Genomic DNA, 19755 nt, shown 5'->3' on the forward strand with positions numbered 1-19755 from the left:
GGAGGGGCTATTTCAACAAATGGTCGTAGTCGGCGTGGGTGCCGACCCAGAACCAGATCACATCTTCATTGTTGCGTATGGCAACAGCCCGATAGTTTTCGTCAACTCGCGCCGACCAATAGCGACCGACCTGTTTGAAATGCAGTGAGGGATGAAAAGGATCGAACGCAGTCGGGCAAAACGCCTGTCCGCCTTTGCTCTGATTGACGATGGCAGTTTTTCATAAGCCTCCCAGAACGATGGAGAGGCGACGTGGTTCACAGAGGCCGCGTCCGACCAGCGCGATGGTCAGCCAGCGCCTGTTCGGCAAGCCTGTCCAAACGGCCCGCCTTCGCGTCGGCTTCCATCTGCCGGTCCCACATATCCGCCTGGAGCGCCTCGAACCAGGCGGCAAACGCCTTCAGTTCCTCGGGGCTCAGTTCGGCGACGGATTTTTCGATCTGCTCAAGTTTGGTCATGGCCGAATGGTACCACTACTGGGCTAAAAGTACCACAAGTTGGAACCATAGTGCGGGCTGCGCCACCTAACCCAGACAGCAAAAAAGGCGGGATAAATCCCGCCTTCCCATGCTTGGTAGCCTGATCGGGAGCGTCCGGTCCGGGCTGGCAGCTATCTGCTGATCCAGCTTGTCGGGTCTTTCCGCTCCAGCGCGCTTCTCGCGCGACTGTCAGTACATCCGTGACTTGCCGCGCGCCCCGAACTCTCGCCCGGCGCGCGCTATCGCAAAATCAGGCTGCCTTGCTCAGAGATCCAGCGGACGACTTGCCAGTGCGGCGGTCCTGCTCGATCTCGAAGTTGATCTTCTGGCCTTCGACCAGGGTCGACAGTCCAGCACGCTCGACAGCGGAGATGTGGACGAATACGTCCGCGCCGCCCGCGTCAGGCTGAATGAAGCCGAAGCCCTTGGTGGCGTTGAACCACTTGACCGTTCCAGTTGCCATTTAGATAGTCCTTCACATTTGCTTTAGATTGACCGGACCGAGGTCCAGCCGGTGTGCATCGAGATTTTGGAGATAGACGTCAGCAAACGCGATTATCGCGAGGCCCGGATCGATCGGCCGAAATATCAATGGAAGGCATATAGGCTGCTTTCGCACAAAAAACAAGACTGTGTGAGAAAGCCGTGATCAGGGCGCTGCCCAATGGCCGCCCTAATCGCGTGAGAGCGTCACGACGGATCGCGACGTCCCTGGGCGGCGGATCAGGGAGAGGACCATGAAAACCATTCTGCTTGCCGCCTGCCTGACGCTTGTCGCCGCTCAGGCTCAGGCGATCTCGCGCTACGACCCGACGCGTATGAGTTGCGGCAACGTTCAGGCGACGATCGCCCGGCAGGGGGCGGTCATCCTGCGCTACCAGTCGAAGCGGGTGCCGGGACTGTCGCTCTACGACCGCTATGTGCAGAGCCAGCGATTCTGCAGCATGGGCGAGGTGAGGACACGAGCCTACGTGCCGAGCGCCGACACAAAGTCCTGCCCGGTCTACAACTGCAAGCGGTCGGACAACGACCGGCATTTCCGCCGGCGGTTCTTCCATAACAACTAGCGCTTGTCGACCGGCAGCCATTGCTCTCAATCCCGGATATGCTCCGTGAGCATGGATACGAATTGCGTCACCTTTTGCGGGCGAAAGCGCGCCGCCGGATAGACCACGTGAATGCCGCCGGAGGGCAGCGCCCAGTCGGGGAGCACGTGGACGAGGCGCCCCTGCGATAGATAGTCGACGACCAGATAGTCCGGCAGAACTGCCAGTCCGCCGCCGGCGAGCGTCGCTTCCAGTACGGCGGGCGTCGAGTTGATGGAGAACGCCTCGCGCAGGGTGATGGTGCGCGGCTCGGAATCGCCTCGGGTGAAGTTCCAGGTGAACGGCTTGCGAAGCACGGCATTGGCAACGAGCGGCAAGGAAGAAAGATCTTCCGGCTTGTCCACCCTGATCCCGGCCGCGAAATCCCGCGACGCGACCAGGATTTGCCGGAAGGTGCCGATGCGTCGCGCCTGCTGGCTGGAGTCATCCAGCCAGCCAACCCGGATGGACAGGTCGATCTTGTTGCCGATCAAGTCAATTATGGCATCGGAAATGACCAGTTCGACGCCGCAGGCCGGAAATCTCTGGCGAAAGCGGGCGGCGATCGGGGCCAGCACGATCGCGCCATAGTCATTGGACGCGGAAACACGCAGCACACCGGCCACCTCGGCGTTGGCCTCGCCAACCTCGGCGACCGCTTCTTCGACATCCCGCAGGATCAGAACGCAGCGTGCATGCAGAAGACGGCCTGCTTCCGTCGGCTCGACCCTTCGCGTCGTGCGCACGAGAAGCGTGGTCCGCAGCTCAGCCTCGAGGCGAGCGACTTGTTGGCTGACGACTGTTTTCGTGATGCCAAGCCGCTCGGCCGCGCGGGTAAAGGAACCTGCGTCGACCACGGTGGCAAAATAGGCGAGGCGATTGAGGTTTATCGATTCCACCACGAAGGCTCATTGTAAGCTTTCAACATACAGTTTGTATTATTACGGCCAATTTATTGATTAATCCAGAGGGCTTACCGTGCCGTCTACCGTCCGCCCTGCGGGCCCGTAGCCGCACCCGATCCCCTTTCATTCAACGGAGATATTCCATGTTCACGAGGAGACAGATCATGAAGACCTCATTGGTCCTCGGCGCAACCGCCGTTTTCGCGCCCATCGACAGCGGCCAGGCCGCCGGCGCCAAGCTTGGCTGGAAACACTTCCCGGCGGGTCCAAACGGTTTCTTCCGTGCGCCGGTGCTGCTGTCGGGGCCGAGCGAAGCCCTGTTGATCGACGGCGGCTTCACCTATCCGGACGGCAAGGCGCTCGCCGATGCCATCAAGGCCACCGGCAAGAAGCTGACCACCATCTATGTCACTCAGTCTGATCCCGATTACTACTTCGGCCTGAAGCCGGTGCGGGACGCCTTCCCGGAGGCAAAAGTCATCGCTGCCTCCGCCACGCTGGAAGCCATCAAGGGCAATGTGGAGAAGAAGCTCGCCGTCTGGGGTCCGCAACTGAAGGAAAATGGCCCGCAGGCGCTTTCCGACATCGTCCTCCCCGAGGCATTCGACGGCGCAACGCTGACGGTCGATGGCGAGACTGTAGAGATCGTCAATGCGGAAGAAGGATTGGCCAACCGCCGCTATCTGTTCGTGCCGTCGCTCAATGCCGTTTTCGGCGGGGTGATGATCTTCTCGGGCGTTCACGTCTGGACCGCCGACACGCAGACCAGGGAAAGCCGCGCCGCCTGGATCAAGACGCTGGACGCGATTGCCGCCCGCAAGCCCGCTGTCGTGGTGCCCGGCCACATGGCCCCCGATGCCGCGATCGGTCCTTCGGCGGTGGAGTTCACCAAGTCCTATCTCCTCACCTTCGAGGAAGAACTGGACAAGGCGGCAGACAGCGCCGCGTTGAAGGCCGCCATGGAGACCCGCTTCCCCGGCCTCGGTATGGGCGTCGCCCTCGATGTCGGATCCAAGGTCGCCAAGGGCGAGATGAAGTGGGGCTGACATGGCGACGAACCTCGATTTGATCCGTAGAACCTACGAGGGAACTTCCGAGGAGAACGGCCGCAATCTGCTGGCCGTTCTTTCCGCCGACATCGAATGGACCGAGGCGGAAGGATTCCCCTATGCCGGCACCTATGTCGGCATCGAGGCCCTGATGCAGGGGGTCTTCAAGCGGCTCGGCTCGGAGTGGATCGGATACCACGCCGACGTGCACAGCTTCATTGCCGATAGCGACCGGGTGGCGGCCTTCGGCGTGTATTCCGGTACATATAAGGCGACGGGAAAATCCATGACGGCCCCCTTCGCTCATCTCTACGAACTGCGGGACGGCAAGATCATCCGCATGCGGCAGTATGTCGATACGGTGCTCGTTGCGCGCGCATTGACCTGACACCGAAGCAACCGAGGGAGACATCCGTGCTGCAACTTAAATCCTTCGCGGCGGCCGCTTTCGCGGTCGCGGCGCTCACCGCCGCGGCGCATGCGGAAAACACCAAGCCGGTCAAGCAGGTGCTGCAACAGCATGAATTGACTCAAAAAAACAGGACGCTTGTCCTGAAAGCCTATCAGGCGCTGTTCGGCGACCATGACCTTACCGCGCTGGACCGCTATTGGGCCGAGGCTTACATTCAGCATAACCCGACGATGACGGATGGCCGAGACTCGGTCAAAAAGCTTCTCGAAAGCATGGGTGTCGCCAATTGGCCAAAACAAAAAGTCGACTTCAAGCGGGTGATCGCCGAAGGCGACCTCGTCATGACCCAGGTCGTTCAACCGAGGGCAGGTAACATGCCGGAGACCGTCATCGTGGACATTTTTCGCGTTGAAAACGGCAAGATCGCCGAGCATTGGGACGTGATGCAGCCGGTGCCCGCCAACCCGGTCAATAAGCGACCGATGTACTGATCCAGGCCTTCTGCCAGCGCCGGCCGCCGCTCAAAACCCGAACGATACCTGCGCCGGCGGCGGCGGGCCGACGCGCACGCCTTCCATGGCCAGCATCTTCTCCTTGGTGACCGAGCCGCCCGGCGCCGAGAAGCCGCCGATCTTGCCGCCGGCGGCAAGGATGCGATGGCAAGGGATGACCAGCGGCACCGGATTGGCTCCAAGGGCGGCCCCGGTTTCGCGGGCGAGCCCGGCATGGCCGGCGGTCTTGGCCAGCTCACCATAGGTGGTGGTTTCGCCGAAGGAGAGTTTTCGCGCCGCGTCGTAAATGGCGAGGCGGAAATCGTCGACGCCGTCGAGATCGACCGGTACGGCGGAGAAATCGACATCCTCGCCCGCCGCATAGGCCTTGATCGCTGCGATCAGCTCGACCACCCATGGCGGCTGCGCCGTGGAAGCGGAAACGCCACCGTGACGCAGCAGGCGCCGTTCCACCGCTTCGCGGCTGCGTTCGGGCAGGCAGAGCCGGATCAGGCCCTTTTCGCTCCAGGCAATGCCCATGAAACCGATCACTGTTTCTAACACTGCGTGGCCGGCCGTGATCGAAGCTGTCGTGACCATGATGCGTTCCTTCCCGCAAAGTGGCGAAATCCGGGATTCGTCCCAGTACATATCCGGAACAATATGGCATCGCCGCCCGCGTCTCGCCACCCGAAAACCACCTGATCGCCCCGATTGCCCGGCCTGAATCGCTGGTGTAAGGGATTTCTTAACAACCCGACAAACCGGACCCGAGCGCGGCTTGCCAGCAAAACTCAACCTTATCGCGATCGGCGTGATCCTGGCCGCCGCCGGCATCAGCGGCTGCACGTCGACCTCGCAGATGAAGTCCGCGCCTGCTCTCACCGAAACAGCGACCGCCGCCGGCGCTGATGCCGGCTTCACCGTGCCTCTGCCGGAGACGGTTTCGGTGCTGCCGGAATCATCGGGGATCGCCCCCGTTCAGACGGCCGAGCTGCCGCCCGATTCCGCCGCACAGCCGGCTGCGGCGACCGCCGCTTTTGCCGGATCGACACCGGCGGCACCAGCCGTGCCCGCGGTGATGACCGCCAATGCCTGGCAGGCGCCGCCGCCGGCAAATGCGAACGAACCGGTCAAGGCGGCCGAGACTTATACGACCGCGGGGCTGATCGTGCCGGCAACCGCCAAGGGCGACCGCATGCCCGGCGTCCAGCAGGTCGCCTATGTCGTGCCGCAGAACCCGGCGGCCCTGGTCCAGTTTCCGGCAGGGCCCGTGCAAGAAGAACACGCGACGGGCGTGCGTGGCGATGTCGAGCGGCTGATCGAGAAATATGCGGCGATCTACCAGGTGCCGGTGGACCTGGTGCGCCATGTCGTCAACCGCGAGAGCACCTTCAACCCGAAAGCCTACAACAACGGCCATTGGGGACTGATGCAGATCAAGCACGCGACGGCACGCGGCATGGGCTATGACGGACCGGCCAAGGGCCTGTTCGACGCCGAAACCAATCTAAAATACGCGGTCAAATATCTGCGCGGCGCCTGGCTGGTGGCCGGCGGCAACGCCAAGAAGGCCGACTGGCTCTATCAGACCGGCTATTATTACGACGCCAAGCGCAAGGGCCTGCTCGAGGCGACCGGCCTTGGCCGCGACCGCCAGCGCCGTCGCCTGCAACCCGACGCCTGAGCGCGATGCCTGAACCGCGCCCGCCGGCCCTGAACGACATCCGGCTGCGCAAGATCCTCGATGAGACGCTGGTTCCGCCGCACTGGCCCGACGGCTTTGTCATGCGCAGTTTCGAGCCTGGTGACGCGCCCGCCCTGCATGCGCTTTTGACGGAAGTGTTCGATGACGGCGCCGATGGTCCGTTCGACGAGTGGTGGCCGCGTATCGCGGACGATCCCGAATTCGACCCGGCGCTGTGCTTCCTCGTCATCGACGCCAAGGGCCGGCTGGCGGCGGCGGCGCTGTGCTGGACCCGCGCCTTCGTCAAGGATCTTGCCGTTCATCCCGAGGCGCGCGGCAAGGGTGTTGCCGAAGCGCTGATGTGGCACGCCTTCGCCGTTTTTCGCGAACGCGGCGCCGACCATGTCGACCTCAAGACCAACACGGTCGAGAATCCCGCCGCCGTCCGGCTCTATGAGCGGCTGGGGATGATGCCTGTCGCCTGGGAAGGCTAGGGTGTGCTGATATTCAGGTGATGCCGGCCTGCAAATGATGGCTTCCTGCGCTTCCGGTGCTCACGTACCCAAAAGTACGCTCCGCTCCGGTTCTCGGAAACCACCATTTTCGACTCGGCCTGACCTGAATCTCAACACCCCCTGATGGGTGTCGCCTCACGCAGGAACGGCGCGATTTGGGAACCCAAAGCGCCGCTTCGCATTCAATGGAAGGCGGGGTCCGACAAGCTGCCGGCGCGTGGAGTGTTTCCTGTCGCCGGCTGCGGAGGGACATCCATCACCATGAAGTTTTCTCACGCATTCCTGGCGCTCGGCGTCGCCGCCATGCTGATTGGTACGCCGGCGCGGGCCGTCGAGCTGTCGATGGTGTCGGGCGATACCGGCGACGGCATCAAGGTGCTGCGCGAGATCCTCGACCGTTACGAGAAAGACAGCGGCAACAAGGTCAACATCGTCGTCATGCCGACGTCCGGGACCGACCAGTTCGGCCAGTACCGGCTGTGGCTTGCCGCCGGAAACAGCGACATCGACGTCTACCAGACGGACGTGATCTGGGCGCCGCAGCTCGCCAGCCAGCTCGTCGATTTGACCGCAGCGACCAGGGACATCGTGGCCGAGCATTTCCCGTCGATCATCCGGTCGCAGACCGTCAATGGCAAGCTCGTCGCCTTGCCGATCTTCACCGATGCGCCGGCGCTCTACTACCGCAAGGATCTCCTCGACAAATATGGCGCCAAGGTGCCGGCCACCTGGAAGGAACTGGCGGACACCGCCAGGCTGGTCATGGATAAGGAACGTGCAGCCGGCAATCGGGATATCTGGGGCTTCGTCTTTCAGGGCAACGCCTATGAGGGGCTGACCTGCGACGCGCTCGAATGGGTGATGTCGAATGGCGGCGGCCAGATCATCGAGCCGGACGGCTCCATCTCCATCAGCAATCCAAAAGCGGCGGCGGTGCTCGATATGGTCAAGGGCTGGGTCGGGACCATCGCGCCGCCCGGCGTGCTCGCCTACCAGGAAGAGGAATCGCGCGGCGTCTGGCAGACCGGCAACGCGGTGTTCATGCGCAACTGGCCCTATGCCTATGCGCTCGGCAACGGCGAGGGCTCGCCGATCAAGGGCAAGTTCGACGTGGCGCCGCTGCCGGCCGGCACCGGCGAAGGCGCCCGACCGGTCGCGACGCTGGGTGGCTGGAACCTCGCGGTCTCCAAATATTCGAAGCATCCGGATGCCGCGATCGAGCTGGTCAAGTTCATTGCCTCGCCCGCGATGCAGAAATACCGCGCGCTGAAGACGTCCAATCTGCCGACCATCCAGGCGCTGTATGACGATGCCGACATTGCCATGGAACACCCGATTATTCCGCGCTGGAAGCAGATCTTTCTCAATGCGGTGCCGCGCCCCTCGGCCGCCACCAGGATCAAATACAACGAGGCGTCGAGCCAGTTCTGGAACGCTGTTCACAACACGCTCTCGGGCGACGGCACTGCCGCCGACAATCTGGCCGACCTCGAAGCGACGCTGACCAAGCTGAAGGGCCGAGGCTGGTGACGATACTGGGACAGCCGGCCGGCGGGACCGCAGCGAGCGGAGCGAGATGACAGGGATGAAACCGGAAACAGCCAAGGCCGCGCACGCGCCGTTGAGGGCACAGCGCGTTCGCTCGGCGTGGCTTTTCCTGGCGCCAATGCTTCTGGTGCTCGCCGCGGCGGCCGGCTGGCCGCTTGCCCGCACGGTCTATTTCAGCTTCACCGACGCCTCGCTGGCCGATCTCGACGCGCGCCAATGGGTCGGCTTCGCCAATTACTTTTCGGTACTTCACATGCCAAGCGGCCGGACCCTCTATGACGGGTTGCTGGTCGACCCTGTCTGGTGGCGTGCCGTCTGGAACACGGTGCGCTTCACCGTGATTTCGGTGACCTGCGAGACCATCCTCGGCACCATCGTTGCCCTGGTTCTCAACGCCGAATTCAGAGGCCGCGGCATCGTCAGGGCGGCGATCCTGATCCCCTGGGCGATCCCGACGATCGTCTCGGCGAAGATGTGGCAATGGATGCTCAACGACCAGTTCGGCATCATCAATGTGGTGCTGCTCAATCTCGGCCTGATCAGCACCAAGATCGCCTGGACGGCCAACGCCGACACCGCGATGGCGGCGGTCCTCATCGTCGATATCTGGAAGGCGACGCCATTCATGACGCTGCTCATCTTGGCCGCGCTGCAGATGCTGCCGAGGGAGATCATCGAGGTCGCCAGGCTCGACGGCGCCAACCCCTGGCAGATCTTCTGGCGGGTGACCTTGCCGCTGATCCGTCCCGCGCTGTTGGTGGCGGTGATCTTCCGCGCGCTCGATGCGCTGCGTATCTTCGACCTGATCTATGTGCTGACGCCCAACAATGTGCACACCAAGTCGATGTCGGTGTTCGCCCGCGAGAACCTGTTCGAGTTCGACAAGTTCGCCTATGGCTCCGCCGCCTCGACCCTGCTCTTCCTCATTCTCGCTCTGCTTACCATCGTCACCATCCGGATCGGCCGGATCAGCCTGGACGGGGACCGCTGAGATGTGGATCGTGAAGCGCACGGCCTTTTACCTGCTGGTCGGGGCAATCGTCTTCGTCGCGGTGTTCCCGTTCTATTACGCCATCGTCACCAGCCTGAAATCCGGGACCGATCTGTTCCGGGCTGATCTGTGGCCAACGACGATCAGTTTCGCCAATTACAGAAACGTGCTGATCGAGGGCGCCTTCGTGCGCAACCTCGCGAACTCGCTCTTCGTCTCCGGCGCAGTCGTCGCGCTGTCGCTGTTGCTCGGCATCACATCAGCCTACGCGCTGGCGCGCATTCGATTCCGCGGCCGCTCGGCGCTTTTGTTCATCATCCTGTCGGTGTCGATGTTCCCGCAGGTGGCGCTGCTGGCCGGGCTGTTCGAACTGGTCCGCATCTTCGGCCTCTACAATTCCCTGTTCGCGCTGATCTTCTCCTACATGATCTTCACCTTGCCGTTCACCGTCTGGGTGCTCACCACCTTCGTCCGCGACCTGCCGGTCGAGGTCGAGGAGGCGGCGATCCTAGACGGCGCGACGCCGTGGATCATCGTCACCCGGGTCTTCCTGCCGCTGATGTGGCCGGCGCTGGCGACCACCGGCCTGCTGGCCTTCATCGGTGCGTGGAACGAGTTCCTGTTTGCCCTGACCTTCACCTCCAACAACGCACAGCGGACCGTGCCGGTGGCGATCGCGCTGCTCTCCGGCAACTCGCAGTTCGAGATCCCCTGGGGCAACATCATGGCCGCCTCGGTGATCGTCACGGTGCCGCTGGTGGTGCTGGTGCTGATCTTCCAGCGCAAGATCGTCTCCGGCCTCACCGCCGGCGGGGTGAAGGGGTGAGGAGCGGTCAGCGTAGTGCGGACCGTTGTCAGATGTCCGGCGCGTTGCCGATCTTCTGCTTGAGATCAAGCGCCCAGGTGCGGCCTTCATCGCCGCCCCACAGCAGCCGGGCGATGTAGCCGGCCGAAGGGTTCTGCTCATTGCCGTAGTTCCTGCCGCGCTTGTCGACCTCGTGGCGGGCGAAATAGCTGACCATGCGGCGAATGGTGGAGGGCGCGAGCTTTTCCCGGTTCTTCAGTTCGGTGGCGCGGGCGACGCCGATCTCGGTGCCGCCGCGGCCGAATTCTCCGCGCAGTCTGAGGCCCTTGGCGGCATTGTCGGTCACTACTTGCGGGCAGCGCAGATCGATCTCGTCGTCGTGCATCTCGTCCCCCGGATCACGCTGCCCGGACAGGTATTACGACATATCACCATGCGCAATAAATGTCGGAGCCGATCACCGCCAAACGTCCTTGGGTCGCAGAGCAACCGCGCCGGGACGCCGGCGCTGCGACTTGAAGGAGCCGATCATGATCACCTTTCCCAACGAATCCGCGAAATACCGCACCGCGCGCGAAAAATTGCTGAAGAAGGAAATCGAGCTGCGCCGCGCCATGGAAGAGGTCGCCGAGGCCCGGCGCGCGCTGCCGCCGGGCGGGCTGATCCGCCAGGACTATGAATTCGACGCACTGGATGCCCACGGCAAGCCCGCGAAGACAAGGCTGTCGGAGCTGTTCGCGCCCGGCAAGGACAGCCTGATCCTCTACAACATGATGTTCCCGCGCCACCCGCAGGAGAAGCGCGATGTGGCGACCAGCGGCGGCACGGCGAAGCTCGCCCGACCGGACCAGCCATGTCCGTCCTGCACGGCATTGCTCGATCAGTTCGACGGCGCGGTCGGGCATCTCCAGGCGGCCGGCTTCAATTTCGCGGTGGTGGGCAAGACCGCGCTCGAAAACCTGGTCACGCTCGGTCGAGATCGGGGCTGGCGCAACATGCGGCTGGTGTCTTCGGCGGCCAACAGCTTCAAGCGCGACTACAATGCGGAGGCGGCCGACGGCTCACAGATCCCGCTGCTGTCGGTGTTTCACCGCGACCCCGACGGCATACGCCATTTCTGGAGTTCGGAACTGGATTTCGCACCGACGGAGCCCGGTCAGGATCCGCGTGGCCTCGGCACCTGCGAAACGCTGTGGAATCTGATGGATTTCACGCCGGAAGGTCGCCCGAACTGGAACGAGCAGCTGCAATATGGCGAAGCTTGCTGCCACTGAAGGCAGTTGTGGCCAGCCGCCGCGGTTCGGGTAATCGAGGCGATACGCGCAGGCTTCTTCCTCATGATCTGCAACCGGAGTGCCCAAGCGACGTTGGATTGTCCGAGGGACAATTCCAACCGGAGACATGCCATGAAGACGCTTACCATTCTGACCGCAGCAGCATTGCTTGCCGGCGCGCCGGCCTTTGCCCAGTCGAACACGACCGCCACGACCACGCCGCTCGCCGCCACGACGAAGGTCGACACTTCGACCTTCATCAAGACGGTGCCGAGCGCCAATGAGTTCGAGATCCAGTCCAGCAAGCTCGCCGAGCAACAGGCGACCGACGCCGACGTCAAGGCGTTCGCCAAACAGATGATCGCCGATCACACCAAGGCCGGCGAGGAATTCAAGGCGGCGCTTGCCCAGGGCCAGACAACCTCGGCCACCGCACCGTCCGGTCCGGCCCTGCAGCCCAAGGAGCAGAAGATGCTCGATGAGCTGAAGAGCGCCAGCGGCGATCAATTCCAGGCCAAATACATCGAGATGCAGACCAACGCTCATAAGGAAGCCGTCGCGCTGTTCAGCGGCTATGCGAAATCCGGCGACGACCCGGCAATGAAGGAATTCGCCAAGAAAACCCTGCCGACGCTGCAGATGCACGAAAAACACGTGAAGGAACTGGCCGCCGCGCATCAGGGGTGAGGGCGGTTCACTATGGCGCCCCCCTCTGTCCTGCCCGGCAGGACAGAGGGGGGCGCCGTAGAGCGCTACGATGGAAGCCAGCCCGCTTGGCCAACCAACACCACAATATGGCCCTGTGCCTTAAGCACGGCACGCCCTATACCGATCAAGGCTGAGCGGCGCTCAGGTCGACCTGATCTGCTCGACCGCGGTCACCAGCAGCTCTTCCATGGCGGTGCGTATCTGGCCATCCGACTGGGCGATGCCCGCCGCGTCGAAGTCGGCGCGGACCTTGCGGAACACATCGTTGTCGCCTGCCTCTTCGAAATCCGCGTGCACGACCTCCTTGGCATAGGCGTCGGCGTCAGCACCGGATTTGCCGAGCTTTTCGGCGGCCCACAGGCCGAGCAGCTTGTTGCGGCGCGCCATGGCCCTGAACTTCGTTTCCTCGTCCATCGCAAACTTCTTTTCGAAGCCTTCCTGACGGTCTCTCATGCTGCTCATGGTTCGCCTCGTTTCCGATGGGAGTCCGATCTTCAGCCCAGGGGAAGAACGGCCAGGAAAGAGAGAGTGGCGCGCATGGGTGTCATTAACAAGGCGTCATGCCGGCGATTGGGCGGGCGCTTGGCGGTCCAGTCTTTCGCTCGATATGATTTGACGTTGCCGCGCCGTGTCCTACTCTCAAGTGCCTGCGGGATGAACCGAGGAGACGAGCGATGCAGTTCAAGGCAATTCGCAGCGTCGCGCTGACGGCGGCCGTGATGCTTGCCGCCGGCACCGCGGCCTATGCCCATCACGGCTGGTCGTGGACACAGGATGGGTTTTTCGAACTCAAGGGCAAGATCACGGCCATCTATATCGGCAATCCGCACGCCACGCTGGATGTCGACGCGGAGGGTGAGGCCTGGCGGGTGGAGATGGCGCCGCCATCACGCACGATCGCCGCCGGCTTCACGGAGGAGGTGGCCAAGGTCGGCGACGAGGTGACCGCGATCGGCAACCGCTCGCTCGAGGCGACCGAAAAGCGCATGAAAGCGGTGCGCGTCATCGTCAACGGCAAGACATATGATGTCTATCCCGACCGCGTGCCGCCGGCGTAAATGGCCGAGTTCCTCGCCGGCATTGAGCATCTTGCGTTGGCGCGGTGGCTGAAGGCTTCCTTCGTCGCCTATCCCATAGTCAATGCGCTCCACATCATGTCGATCGGCGCGCTGTTGACCAGCGTCGTTCTCATGGACCTCAGGATCTGCGGCGCTTTCCGTTCGCTGCCGCAAGCCGCATTCGTCGCGCTGCTGCGCCGCATTGCATTAAGTGCATTCGCGGGTGCGCTCGTCACAGGCTCGCTGCTGTTTTCGGTCAAGGCGAGCACCTATGCGGCGATGCCGGTTTTCCTCGCCAAGATGGCACTCATCCTTCTCGCCGGCGTCAATTTTTTCACCTTCCTGCGCTTCGCCAGAGGTGGTGACGATCTGGCCGGCAGCACCATCCTGGCTGTGCTCTCGATACTGCTGTGGACGTCCGTGCTTTTCGCCGGACGGTTCATCGGATTTCTCTAGCGCCGCATCTTCCTTCTCCCCCTGTGGGAGAAGGTGTCGCCGAAGGCGACGGATGAGGGGTGTTCCAGGGAACGCCGACGTCTCACTCCGCTGGAACACCCCTCATCCGTCTCGGCGCTATCGCGCCGATCCACCTTCTCCCACAAGGGGAGAAGGGAAGAACGGCGCTGGCGTTCCGCCCGTGCCGGGATAAGCTCCCTGCAACTCAGGGAGAACTGCCATGAAAAAAGAAATCATCGAAGTGCCGGTCATGTCCGCCAAGGTGCGGGCGCTCGGCCTTCCCTGCTCGACAGCGGTCAAGGCCAACGGCTTCGTGTTCATCTCGGCGACGCCGCCGGTGGATATGGTGACCGGCGAGATGGTGCGCGGCGACATCGAGGTGCAGACCGAGGCGTCGCTGAAGGCGCTGAAACATTGCCTGGAAGCGGCCGGCACTTCGCTCGACAATGTGGTGATGGTGCGTATCTACGCCGTCAATTCCGGCTTCTACAACGCCATCAACCGTGTTTATGCCAGGTATTTCAGCGTCAATCCGCCGGCGCGGAGTTTTGTGCCGGTGGCGTCGTGGCCGATGGAGTTCGATATCGAGATCGAGTGTGTGGCGGTGGCGTGATGAGAGTATAGGAACGAGCATGACGACTCGCCAGCCTCTTATGAAACGTAGTTTTTCACCTCAGGAATGTCTTGGGTCAGGATCATCTCTCTAAATTCGTTAGAAACCGACTCTGATCGGATGGCGTCCCGAACCCTCTCCTGGGACTGCGTCCCAAACTGCTTAAGTTTGTCGTCTAATATCGCTGAGCTTCTATAAACCACCGCCTTGAGCGCCTCTTCATTCTTGCTCAATGCAATAATATTCTGCGCTACTTTTTCTATTTCCGATTTTTTCATGGAAAAGACGTCTCTGCCTCGGGTCACAATTAAACCGACGGCACATATGATATAAAATCGGAACGTCTTATATTTATTATCTATACGCTGGTTTCTCCAGAGGAACTCAATTCGGTAGTAGAGATAACAGCAGGCATGATAGATCCTAACATCATGATCATCCTTAAATATCTTGCTATCATACTCCGACATGATTCCCCGATAGTCGCGAGCTGCACGATTGGGCTGGAAGAAAATCGCGGCAGCCAGGGCCTTCATCATCGAAGATGGCTGAATTATCCTAACGCGCTCGACCTGCTGGCCACGATATTGGTTTTCGCGCCGTTCAAGATATATGATCTCTTCCGGCTCAACCGATCTGGCGTATTCTTCGAGGCTCTTTAAAAATGGCCTCAGCGCCCAGAATTGTTCTTCCTTCACCGGGTTCTGCCTATTCGTTCCAATAATGATCGATGCGACGAAGTCATCGTTCTTCGACCCAATCAGGCGGAATGGCACTGCAATATGGTCAATTAGATTTAGATCTTCAGCTGCCCCTTTGCTTTCCCCAAAGATCAATTCGTATATAATATTGCTCGTTTGACACCCATTTACTATTTGATAGTCCTCAAGATGGAATCGATCTCCAGTGCGGTCTATACTTTTCGACACAACTGTAACGCCGTTATTCCTAAAAGCAAAATCATCACCACCGCTCTCAAGTACTGAGACCTTTATTTCTTGGTTAATCTTAGATCTTTGATCGTAGTCTCTAATATTGTCAACGAAAACCGATTTATTGATGCCGATTGCGTTAAATTTATCGTCAAACAAAGTAAATAGCTTAACTAGTTGTTTGGCCTCGAGATATCCAACGTATGCCTCGTCCACATTCTTATTTTTTGGCATAACGACTGCTTTTGTAAATTCAATTTCTGCTTCGACAGATGTTGTGGCGGCTCGGTACCATTGTTGTAGCTGAAGAGCTCCAACGATACTTACGTCAAGGTTGTCTCTGTCAAACATGTTTTTTTCAGACATTTGACGAGTGAATGTATTCTTCAAAGACTCAATGCGCCGAGGTTCCTCGTAATTTCCGGTTGCGATGTAGAACGCTTTTAGCGAAGGATTTTTCTTTCCAACTACACCTTCATATACCGCGAGCATCGCCTCGGTTAAGTCCGACAATTGGGGGCTTTCATCTCGCAAATCGCCATCAAAAAAGCTGGTTATAGCATCGAAAAATTTGGAAATGTCACCGTAGTCGTAACTTGGGCTAGTTTTCGACTGAAAGAAAACAAACTCAATCGATGGATTTTTGATCGCGGCGAGCTTATCTTCTGCTTCGATCCGTGTTTTTACTACTTCCCCTTGTATTAATATTGCGACTCCGTCGAGACCGAACTCCGTGCCTGTCAAATGGACATCGTTGGCATCTGCGGACTCGGCCAACAGACCGATTAGAGTCGCAAATATCGAGTAAATTTCGAATTGATCACTAAGACTTGCCGACTCGATGCTCGTGGATTTTGCGTAATCCTTGACTTGAGCGCGAATTACTGGATTCATTTTTTGGTCCCCCCGCCTTTTGGCTGTTAGCGTACGTGACGTCTCGGGGGCTGTCTACTGTATCCGACCCTTTACTAACCGTCGGAGTGCACTATTTTAGATGCTGGTATAATCCGGATATCATTTGGCTGCGGCGAGCAATTTGAAAGCGAGAACTGCCGACAGCAGTTCACCAATCCTTACGCAAAATACTCCTGCAGCGGCCTGACCTCGAGGCTCCCCGCCTTCAGTGCCGCAATCGCTTCCGCCACCGCAGCCGCGCCCGATAGCGTCGTATAATACGGCACCTTCTGCATCAGCGTCGCCCGCCGCAGCGACTTCGAGTCCGACACTGCCTTCTGGCCGTCCGTGGTGTTGAAGACGATCTGCACCTGGCGGTTGCGGATGGCGTCTTCGATGTGGGGGCGGCCTTCCAGCACTTTGTTGATCTTCTGGGCGTCGACGCCGTTTTCGGCGAGGAAGCGGGCGGTGCCTGAGGTGGCCAGCACCTTGAAGCCGAGGCCGGCCAGGCGCTTCACCGCCGGCAGGATGCCTTTCTTGTCCTCGTCGCGCACCGAGACGAACAGCGTGCCGGAGCGCGGCAGGTCGACGCCGGCGCCGAGCTGGCTCTTGGCGAAGGCCAGCGCGAAATCGCGGTCGAGGCCCATGACCTCGCCGGTCGAGCGCATTTCCGGGCCGAGCAATATGTCGACGCCGGGGAAGCGGGCGAAGGGGAACACGGCTTCCTTGACCGCGATGTGGCCGGGGTTCCTGGGGTCGGGCATGGCGCCGTAATGGGCGAAGGCGTCTTCCAACTTCTCGCCGGCCATGATGCGGGCGGCAATCTTGGCAATTGGCCGGCCGATGGTCTTGGCGACGAAGGGCACGGTGCGCGATGCGCGCGGGTTGACCTCCAGCACATAGACCGTGCCGTCCTTGATCGCATACTGCACGTTCATCAGCCCGCCGACATTGAGCGCGCGGGCAAGGGCTGCCGTCTGGCGCTCCAGTTCGTCGACCAGTTCGGAAGGCAGCGAGTGCACCGGCAGCGAGCAGGCACTGTCGCCCGAATGGATGCCGGCCTCCTCGATGTGTTCCAGAATGCCGGAGACGAAGGTCGCCTTGCCGTCGCAGAGGCAGTCGACATCGACCTCGATGGCGCCGGAGAGATAGGTGTCGAACAGCAGCGGGTTTTTGCCCAGCAGCGTGTTGATCTGGCCGGTCTTGTCGTTGGGGTATTTCTGCTTGATGTCCTCCGGCACCAGGCCGGGCACGGTGTCGAGCAGGTAGGTCTGCAGCATGCCCTCGTCATGGATGATCTGCATGGCGCGGCCGCCGAGCACATAGGACGGGCGCACCACCAGCGGGAAGCCGAGCTCGCCGGCGACCAGGCGGGCCTGCTCGACCGAATAGGCGATGCCGTTCTTCGGCTGGCTCAGGTTGAGCTTGTGCAGCAGCTTCTGGAAGCGGTCGCGGTCTTCGGCGAGATCGATCATGTCGGGCGAGGTGCCGAGGATGGGGATGCCGGCCTTCTCCAGCGCATCCGCCAGCTTCAGCGGCGTCTGGCCGCCGAACTGGACGATGACGCCGACCAGCTCGCCCGAGGCCTGCTCGGCGCGCAGGATCTCCAGCACGTCTTCGGCCGTCAGCGGCTCGAAATAGAGCCGGTCCGAGGTGTCGTAGTCGGTCGAGACCGTCTCCGGGTTACAGTTGATCATGATCGCTTCATAGCCGGCGTCGCGCAGCGCGAAGGCGGCGTGGCAGCAGCAATAGTCGAACTCGATGCCCTGGCCGATGCGGTTCGGCCCGCCGCCGAGGATGACGACCTTCTTGCGCGACGAGACCTGCGCCTCGTTGGCCAGCGCGCCGGCGAACGGCACTTCATAGGTCGAGTACATGTAGGCGGTGGGCGAGGCGAACTCGGCCGCACAAGTGTCGATGCGTTTATAAACAGGATGAACGTCGAGCTTTTCGCGAGCTTTCTGAATCACTTCGGCGTCGGTCTTCGTCAGCGACGCGAGGCGGGCATCGGAGAAACCCATGGCCTTCAGCATGCGCAGGTTGACGGCATCCTCGGGAATGCCGTGCTCGCGGATGCGGGCTTCCATGGCGACGATGCCGGCGATCTGTTCGAGGAACCACGGGTCGATCTTGCACATGGCGTGCACGTCCTCCAACGAGGTGCCCATGCGGATCGCCTGCGCCACCATGCGCAGCCGATCGGGCGTCGGCGTGCCGAGCGCTGCGCGGATGGCGTTGCGGTCGTCGGCATGGTTGGCGGAACCGAGGCCCCCATGGCTGAGACCGGGAATCTCGATCTCGTCCAGACCAGTCAGGCCGGTTTCAAGTCCACGCAGCGCCTTCTGCAGCGATTCCTGGAAGGTGCGGCCGATGGCCATGACTTCGCCGACCGACTTCATGGCGGTGGTCAGCACCGGCTCGGCGCCGGGGAATTTCTCGAAGGCAAAGCGCGGGATCTTCGTGACGACGTAGTCGATGCTCGGTTCGAACGAGGCTGGCGTCGCGCCGCCGGTGATGTCGTTCTCCAGCTCGTCCAGCGTGTAGCCGACGGCGAGTTTTGCCGCGATCTTGGCGATCGGGAAGCCGGTCGCCTTGGAGGCAAGTGCCGACGAGCGCGAGACGCGCGGGTTCATCTCGATCACCACCAGGCGGCCATCGGCCGGGTTGACGGCGAACTGCACGTTGGAACCGCCGGTCTCGACGCCGATCTCGCGCAGCACGGCGATCGAGGCGTTGCGCATCATCTGGTATTCTTTGTCGGTCAGCGTCAGCGCCGGGGCGACGGTGATCGAATCGCCCGTATGCACGCCCATCGGGTCGATGTTCTCGATCGAGCAGACGATGATGCAATTGTCCGCTCTGTCGCGGACGACCTCCATCTCATACTCCTTCCAGCCGAGCACGCTCTCCTCGATCAGCACTTCGGTGGTCGGCGAGGCGTCGAGGCCGGACTGGACGATCTCGTAGAATTCGGCGCGGTTGTAGGCGATGCCGCCGCCGGTGCCGCCCATGGTGAAGGACGGGCGGATGATGGCCGGCAGGCCGACATGGTCGAGCGCCTGGGCGGCGATCGCCATGCCATGGCTGATATAGCGCTGCTTGCGGTCGCCTTCGCCGAGGTTCCAGCGGGTTTCCAGCGCATCGAGCGCGGCGTCGAGATCGGCCGGCTTCTCGGCCTTGAGCGCCGCGCGCTCGGCCTCATGCGTCTTGCGGTCGGTGTTCTTGACGTCGGTGGCGTTGGCCAGCATCGACTTCGGCGTTTCCAGGCCGATCTTCTTCATCGCCTCGCGAAACAGCGCGCGGTCCTCGGCCTTGTCGATGGCGGTAGCGTCGGCGCCGATCATCTCGACATTGTAGCGCTCGAGCACGCCCATGCGGCGCAGCGACAGAGCGGTGTTGAGCGCGGTCTGGCCGCCCATGGTCGGCAGCAGCGCGTCGGGCCGCTCCTTGGCGATGATCTTGGCCACCACTTCAGGCGTGATCGGCTCGATATAGGTGGCGTCGGCCAGTTCCGGGTCGGTCATGATGGTGGCCGGGTTGGAATTGACCAGGATGACGCGGAAGCCTTCCTCCTTCAGCGCCTTGCAGGCCTGCGTGCCGGAATAGTCGAACTCGCAGGCCTGGCCGATGACGATGGGGCCGGCCCCGATGATCAGGATCGACTTGATGTCAGTGCGTCTTGGCATGTCAAAGGTCCGTTCGGCGGGCGGCTTGCACAAAAAACCGGGACGGGAAGACCCGGCCGGTTGTGCTCGCGATTCTGGTATCAGGCTAGGAGGGCCTTATAGGGAAGAGTTTTGACTGATGTAACCCCGAAAATGCGAGGTAGGGGAATAGGGGAGTAGGGGAGTAG

22 protein-coding genes and 1 pseudogene are annotated in these 19755 nt (G+C 61.3%); 14 read left to right on the plus strand and 9 right to left on the minus strand.

Going from position 1 to position 19755, the window contains the following annotated elements:
• Positions 1 to 7 precede the first annotated feature (7 nt).
• The 3 genes and pseudogenes from EOC83_RS33400 to EOC83_RS30075 form a co-directional block, all read right to left on the minus strand.
• Positions 8 to 261, minus strand: a pseudogene (locus tag EOC83_RS33400) (hypothetical protein).
• Positions 258 to 458 (minus strand): hypothetical protein, encoded by a 201-nt coding sequence (locus tag EOC83_RS30070; RefSeq protein WP_013530089.1) that lies wholly within the window; start codon positions 456 to 458, stop codon positions 258 to 260. Before EOC83_RS30070 ends, EOC83_RS33400 begins: the two are co-directional and overlap by 4 nt.
• Before the next feature lie 271 nt (positions 459 to 729).
• Positions 730 to 942 (minus strand): cold-shock protein, encoded by a 213-nt coding sequence (locus EOC83_RS30075; RefSeq protein ID WP_010910991.1) that lies wholly within the window; start codon positions 940 to 942, stop codon positions 730 to 732.
• A 274-nt stretch (positions 943 to 1216) separates the two neighbouring features.
• Between EOC83_RS30075 and EOC83_RS30080 the strand changes: the two genes are divergently transcribed.
• A complete protein-coding gene (locus EOC83_RS30080; protein WP_063168803.1) occupies positions 1217 to 1546 on the plus strand; it encodes a hypothetical protein in 330 nt (109 codons plus the stop codon).
• Between the two features lie 26 nt (positions 1547 to 1572).
• On the opposite strand, the gene EOC83_RS30085 is transcribed toward EOC83_RS30080, so the two are convergent.
• Positions 1573 to 2463, minus strand: coding sequence for a LysR family transcriptional regulator (locus tag EOC83_RS30085; protein ID WP_024504141.1), 891 nt, complete (start codon positions 2461 to 2463; stop codon positions 1573 to 1575).
• Positions 2464 to 2612: 149 nt separating this feature from the next.
• Here EOC83_RS30085 and EOC83_RS30090 point away from each other — a divergent pair, with 149 nt between their 5' ends.
• Genes EOC83_RS30090 through EOC83_RS30100 form a run of 3 tightly spaced genes read left to right on the plus strand, consistent with a single transcriptional unit; the run spans position 2613 to position 4421 of the window.
• Complete coding sequence (locus EOC83_RS30090; protein ID WP_063168802.1) at positions 2613 to 3515, plus strand: MBL fold metallo-hydrolase; 903 nt, start codon at positions 2613 to 2615, stop codon at positions 3513 to 3515.
• A gap of 1 nt (position 3516) precedes the next feature.
• Positions 3517 to 3906, plus strand: coding sequence for a nuclear transport factor 2 family protein (locus tag EOC83_RS30095; protein WP_063168801.1), 390 nt, complete (start codon positions 3517 to 3519; stop codon positions 3904 to 3906).
• Between the two features lie 26 nt (positions 3907 to 3932).
• Positions 3933 to 4421, plus strand: a complete 489-nt coding sequence (locus EOC83_RS30100) for a nuclear transport factor 2 family protein (protein WP_063168800.1) — start codon at positions 3933 to 3935, stop codon at positions 4419 to 4421.
• Positions 4422 to 4451: 30 nt separating this feature from the next.
• Here the strand turns inward: EOC83_RS30100 and EOC83_RS30105 are convergent, their stop codons facing one another.
• Entirely contained in the window at positions 4452 to 5021 is a 570-nt protein-coding gene (locus tag EOC83_RS30105) for a methylated-DNA--[protein]-cysteine S-methyltransferase (protein ID WP_013530095.1), read from the minus strand.
• Positions 5022 to 5202: 181 nt separating this feature from the next.
• On the opposite strand from EOC83_RS30105, the gene EOC83_RS30110 reads away from it, so the two are divergent.
• From EOC83_RS30110 to EOC83_RS30130, 5 genes are all read left to right on the plus strand, one after another.
• Positions 5203 to 6108, plus strand: a complete 906-nt coding sequence (locus EOC83_RS30110) for a lytic transglycosylase domain-containing protein (RefSeq protein ID WP_027162099.1) — start codon at positions 5203 to 5205, stop codon at positions 6106 to 6108.
• Between the two features lie 5 nt (positions 6109 to 6113).
• Positions 6114 to 6602, plus strand: a complete 489-nt coding sequence (locus EOC83_RS30115) for a GNAT family N-acetyltransferase (RefSeq protein ID WP_024504138.1) — start codon at positions 6114 to 6116, stop codon at positions 6600 to 6602.
• A 282-nt stretch (positions 6603 to 6884) separates the two neighbouring features.
• A complete protein-coding gene (locus EOC83_RS30120; protein WP_063170315.1) occupies positions 6885 to 8153 on the plus strand; it encodes an ABC transporter substrate-binding protein in 1269 nt (422 codons plus the stop codon).
• A 46-nt stretch (positions 8154 to 8199) separates the two neighbouring features.
• Complete coding sequence (locus EOC83_RS30125; RefSeq protein ID WP_063168799.1) at positions 8200 to 9162, plus strand: sugar ABC transporter permease; 963 nt, start codon at positions 8200 to 8202, stop codon at positions 9160 to 9162.
• 1 nt (position 9163) lies between these two features.
• The gene (locus EOC83_RS30130; RefSeq protein WP_063168798.1) at positions 9164 to 9988 is read left to right on the plus strand and encodes a carbohydrate ABC transporter permease; all 825 of its coding nucleotides are present in this window, start codon (positions 9164 to 9166) and stop codon (positions 9986 to 9988) included.
• A gap of 28 nt (positions 9989 to 10016) precedes the next feature.
• Here the strand turns inward: EOC83_RS30130 and EOC83_RS30135 are convergent, their stop codons facing one another.
• Entirely contained in the window at positions 10017 to 10352 is a 336-nt protein-coding gene (locus EOC83_RS30135; protein WP_063168797.1) for a hypothetical protein, read from the minus strand.
• Positions 10353 to 10497: 145 nt separating this feature from the next.
• Here EOC83_RS30135 and EOC83_RS30140 point away from each other — a divergent pair, with 145 nt between their 5' ends.
• The gene (locus EOC83_RS30140) at positions 10498 to 11241 is read left to right on the plus strand and encodes a DUF899 family protein (RefSeq protein ID WP_063170314.1); all 744 of its coding nucleotides are present in this window, start codon (positions 10498 to 10500) and stop codon (positions 11239 to 11241) included.
• A 132-nt stretch (positions 11242 to 11373) separates the two neighbouring features.
• Entirely contained in the window at positions 11374 to 11928 is a 555-nt protein-coding gene (locus EOC83_RS30145) for a DUF4142 domain-containing protein (protein WP_027162094.1), read from the plus strand.
• A gap of 162 nt (positions 11929 to 12090) precedes the next feature.
• On the opposite strand, the gene EOC83_RS30150 is transcribed toward EOC83_RS30145, so the two are convergent.
• Positions 12091 to 12411 carry a DUF1476 domain-containing protein gene (locus EOC83_RS30150; protein ID WP_063168796.1) on the minus strand — a complete coding sequence of 107 codons (321 nt, stop codon included), beginning with the start codon at positions 12409 to 12411 and terminating at the stop codon, positions 12091 to 12093.
• A 212-nt stretch (positions 12412 to 12623) separates the two neighbouring features.
• Between EOC83_RS30150 and EOC83_RS30155 the strand changes: the two genes are divergently transcribed.
• From EOC83_RS30155 to EOC83_RS30165, 3 genes are all read left to right on the plus strand, one after another.
• Entirely contained in the window at positions 12624 to 13007 is a 384-nt protein-coding gene (locus tag EOC83_RS30155) for a DUF6152 family protein (protein WP_063168795.1), read from the plus strand.
• Positions 13008 to 13463: a hypothetical protein gene (locus tag EOC83_RS30160; protein WP_063168794.1), complete on the plus strand. Its 456-nt coding sequence runs from the start codon at positions 13008 to 13010 to the stop codon at positions 13461 to 13463.
• 220 nt (positions 13464 to 13683) lie between these two features.
• The gene (locus EOC83_RS30165) at positions 13684 to 14076 is read left to right on the plus strand and encodes a RidA family protein (RefSeq protein WP_027039300.1); all 393 of its coding nucleotides are present in this window, start codon (positions 13684 to 13686) and stop codon (positions 14074 to 14076) included.
• 38 nt (positions 14077 to 14114) lie between these two features.
• Here EOC83_RS30165 and EOC83_RS30170 read toward each other — a convergent pair whose 3' ends face one another.
• Positions 14115 to 15902 (minus strand): AIPR family protein, encoded by a 1788-nt coding sequence (locus tag EOC83_RS30170; RefSeq protein ID WP_063168793.1) that lies wholly within the window; start codon positions 15900 to 15902, stop codon positions 14115 to 14117.
• 179 nt (positions 15903 to 16081) lie between these two features.
• A complete protein-coding gene (carB, locus tag EOC83_RS30175; protein WP_027162088.1) occupies positions 16082 to 19588 on the minus strand; it encodes a carbamoyl-phosphate synthase large subunit in 3507 nt (1168 codons plus the stop codon).
• Positions 19589 to 19755: the final 167 nt, after the last annotated feature.

The sequence above is a fragment of the Mesorhizobium sp. Primo-A genome, from assembly GCF_003997175.1.
Taxonomy (GTDB): domain Bacteria; phylum Pseudomonadota; class Alphaproteobacteria; order Rhizobiales; family Rhizobiaceae; genus Mesorhizobium; species Mesorhizobium ciceri.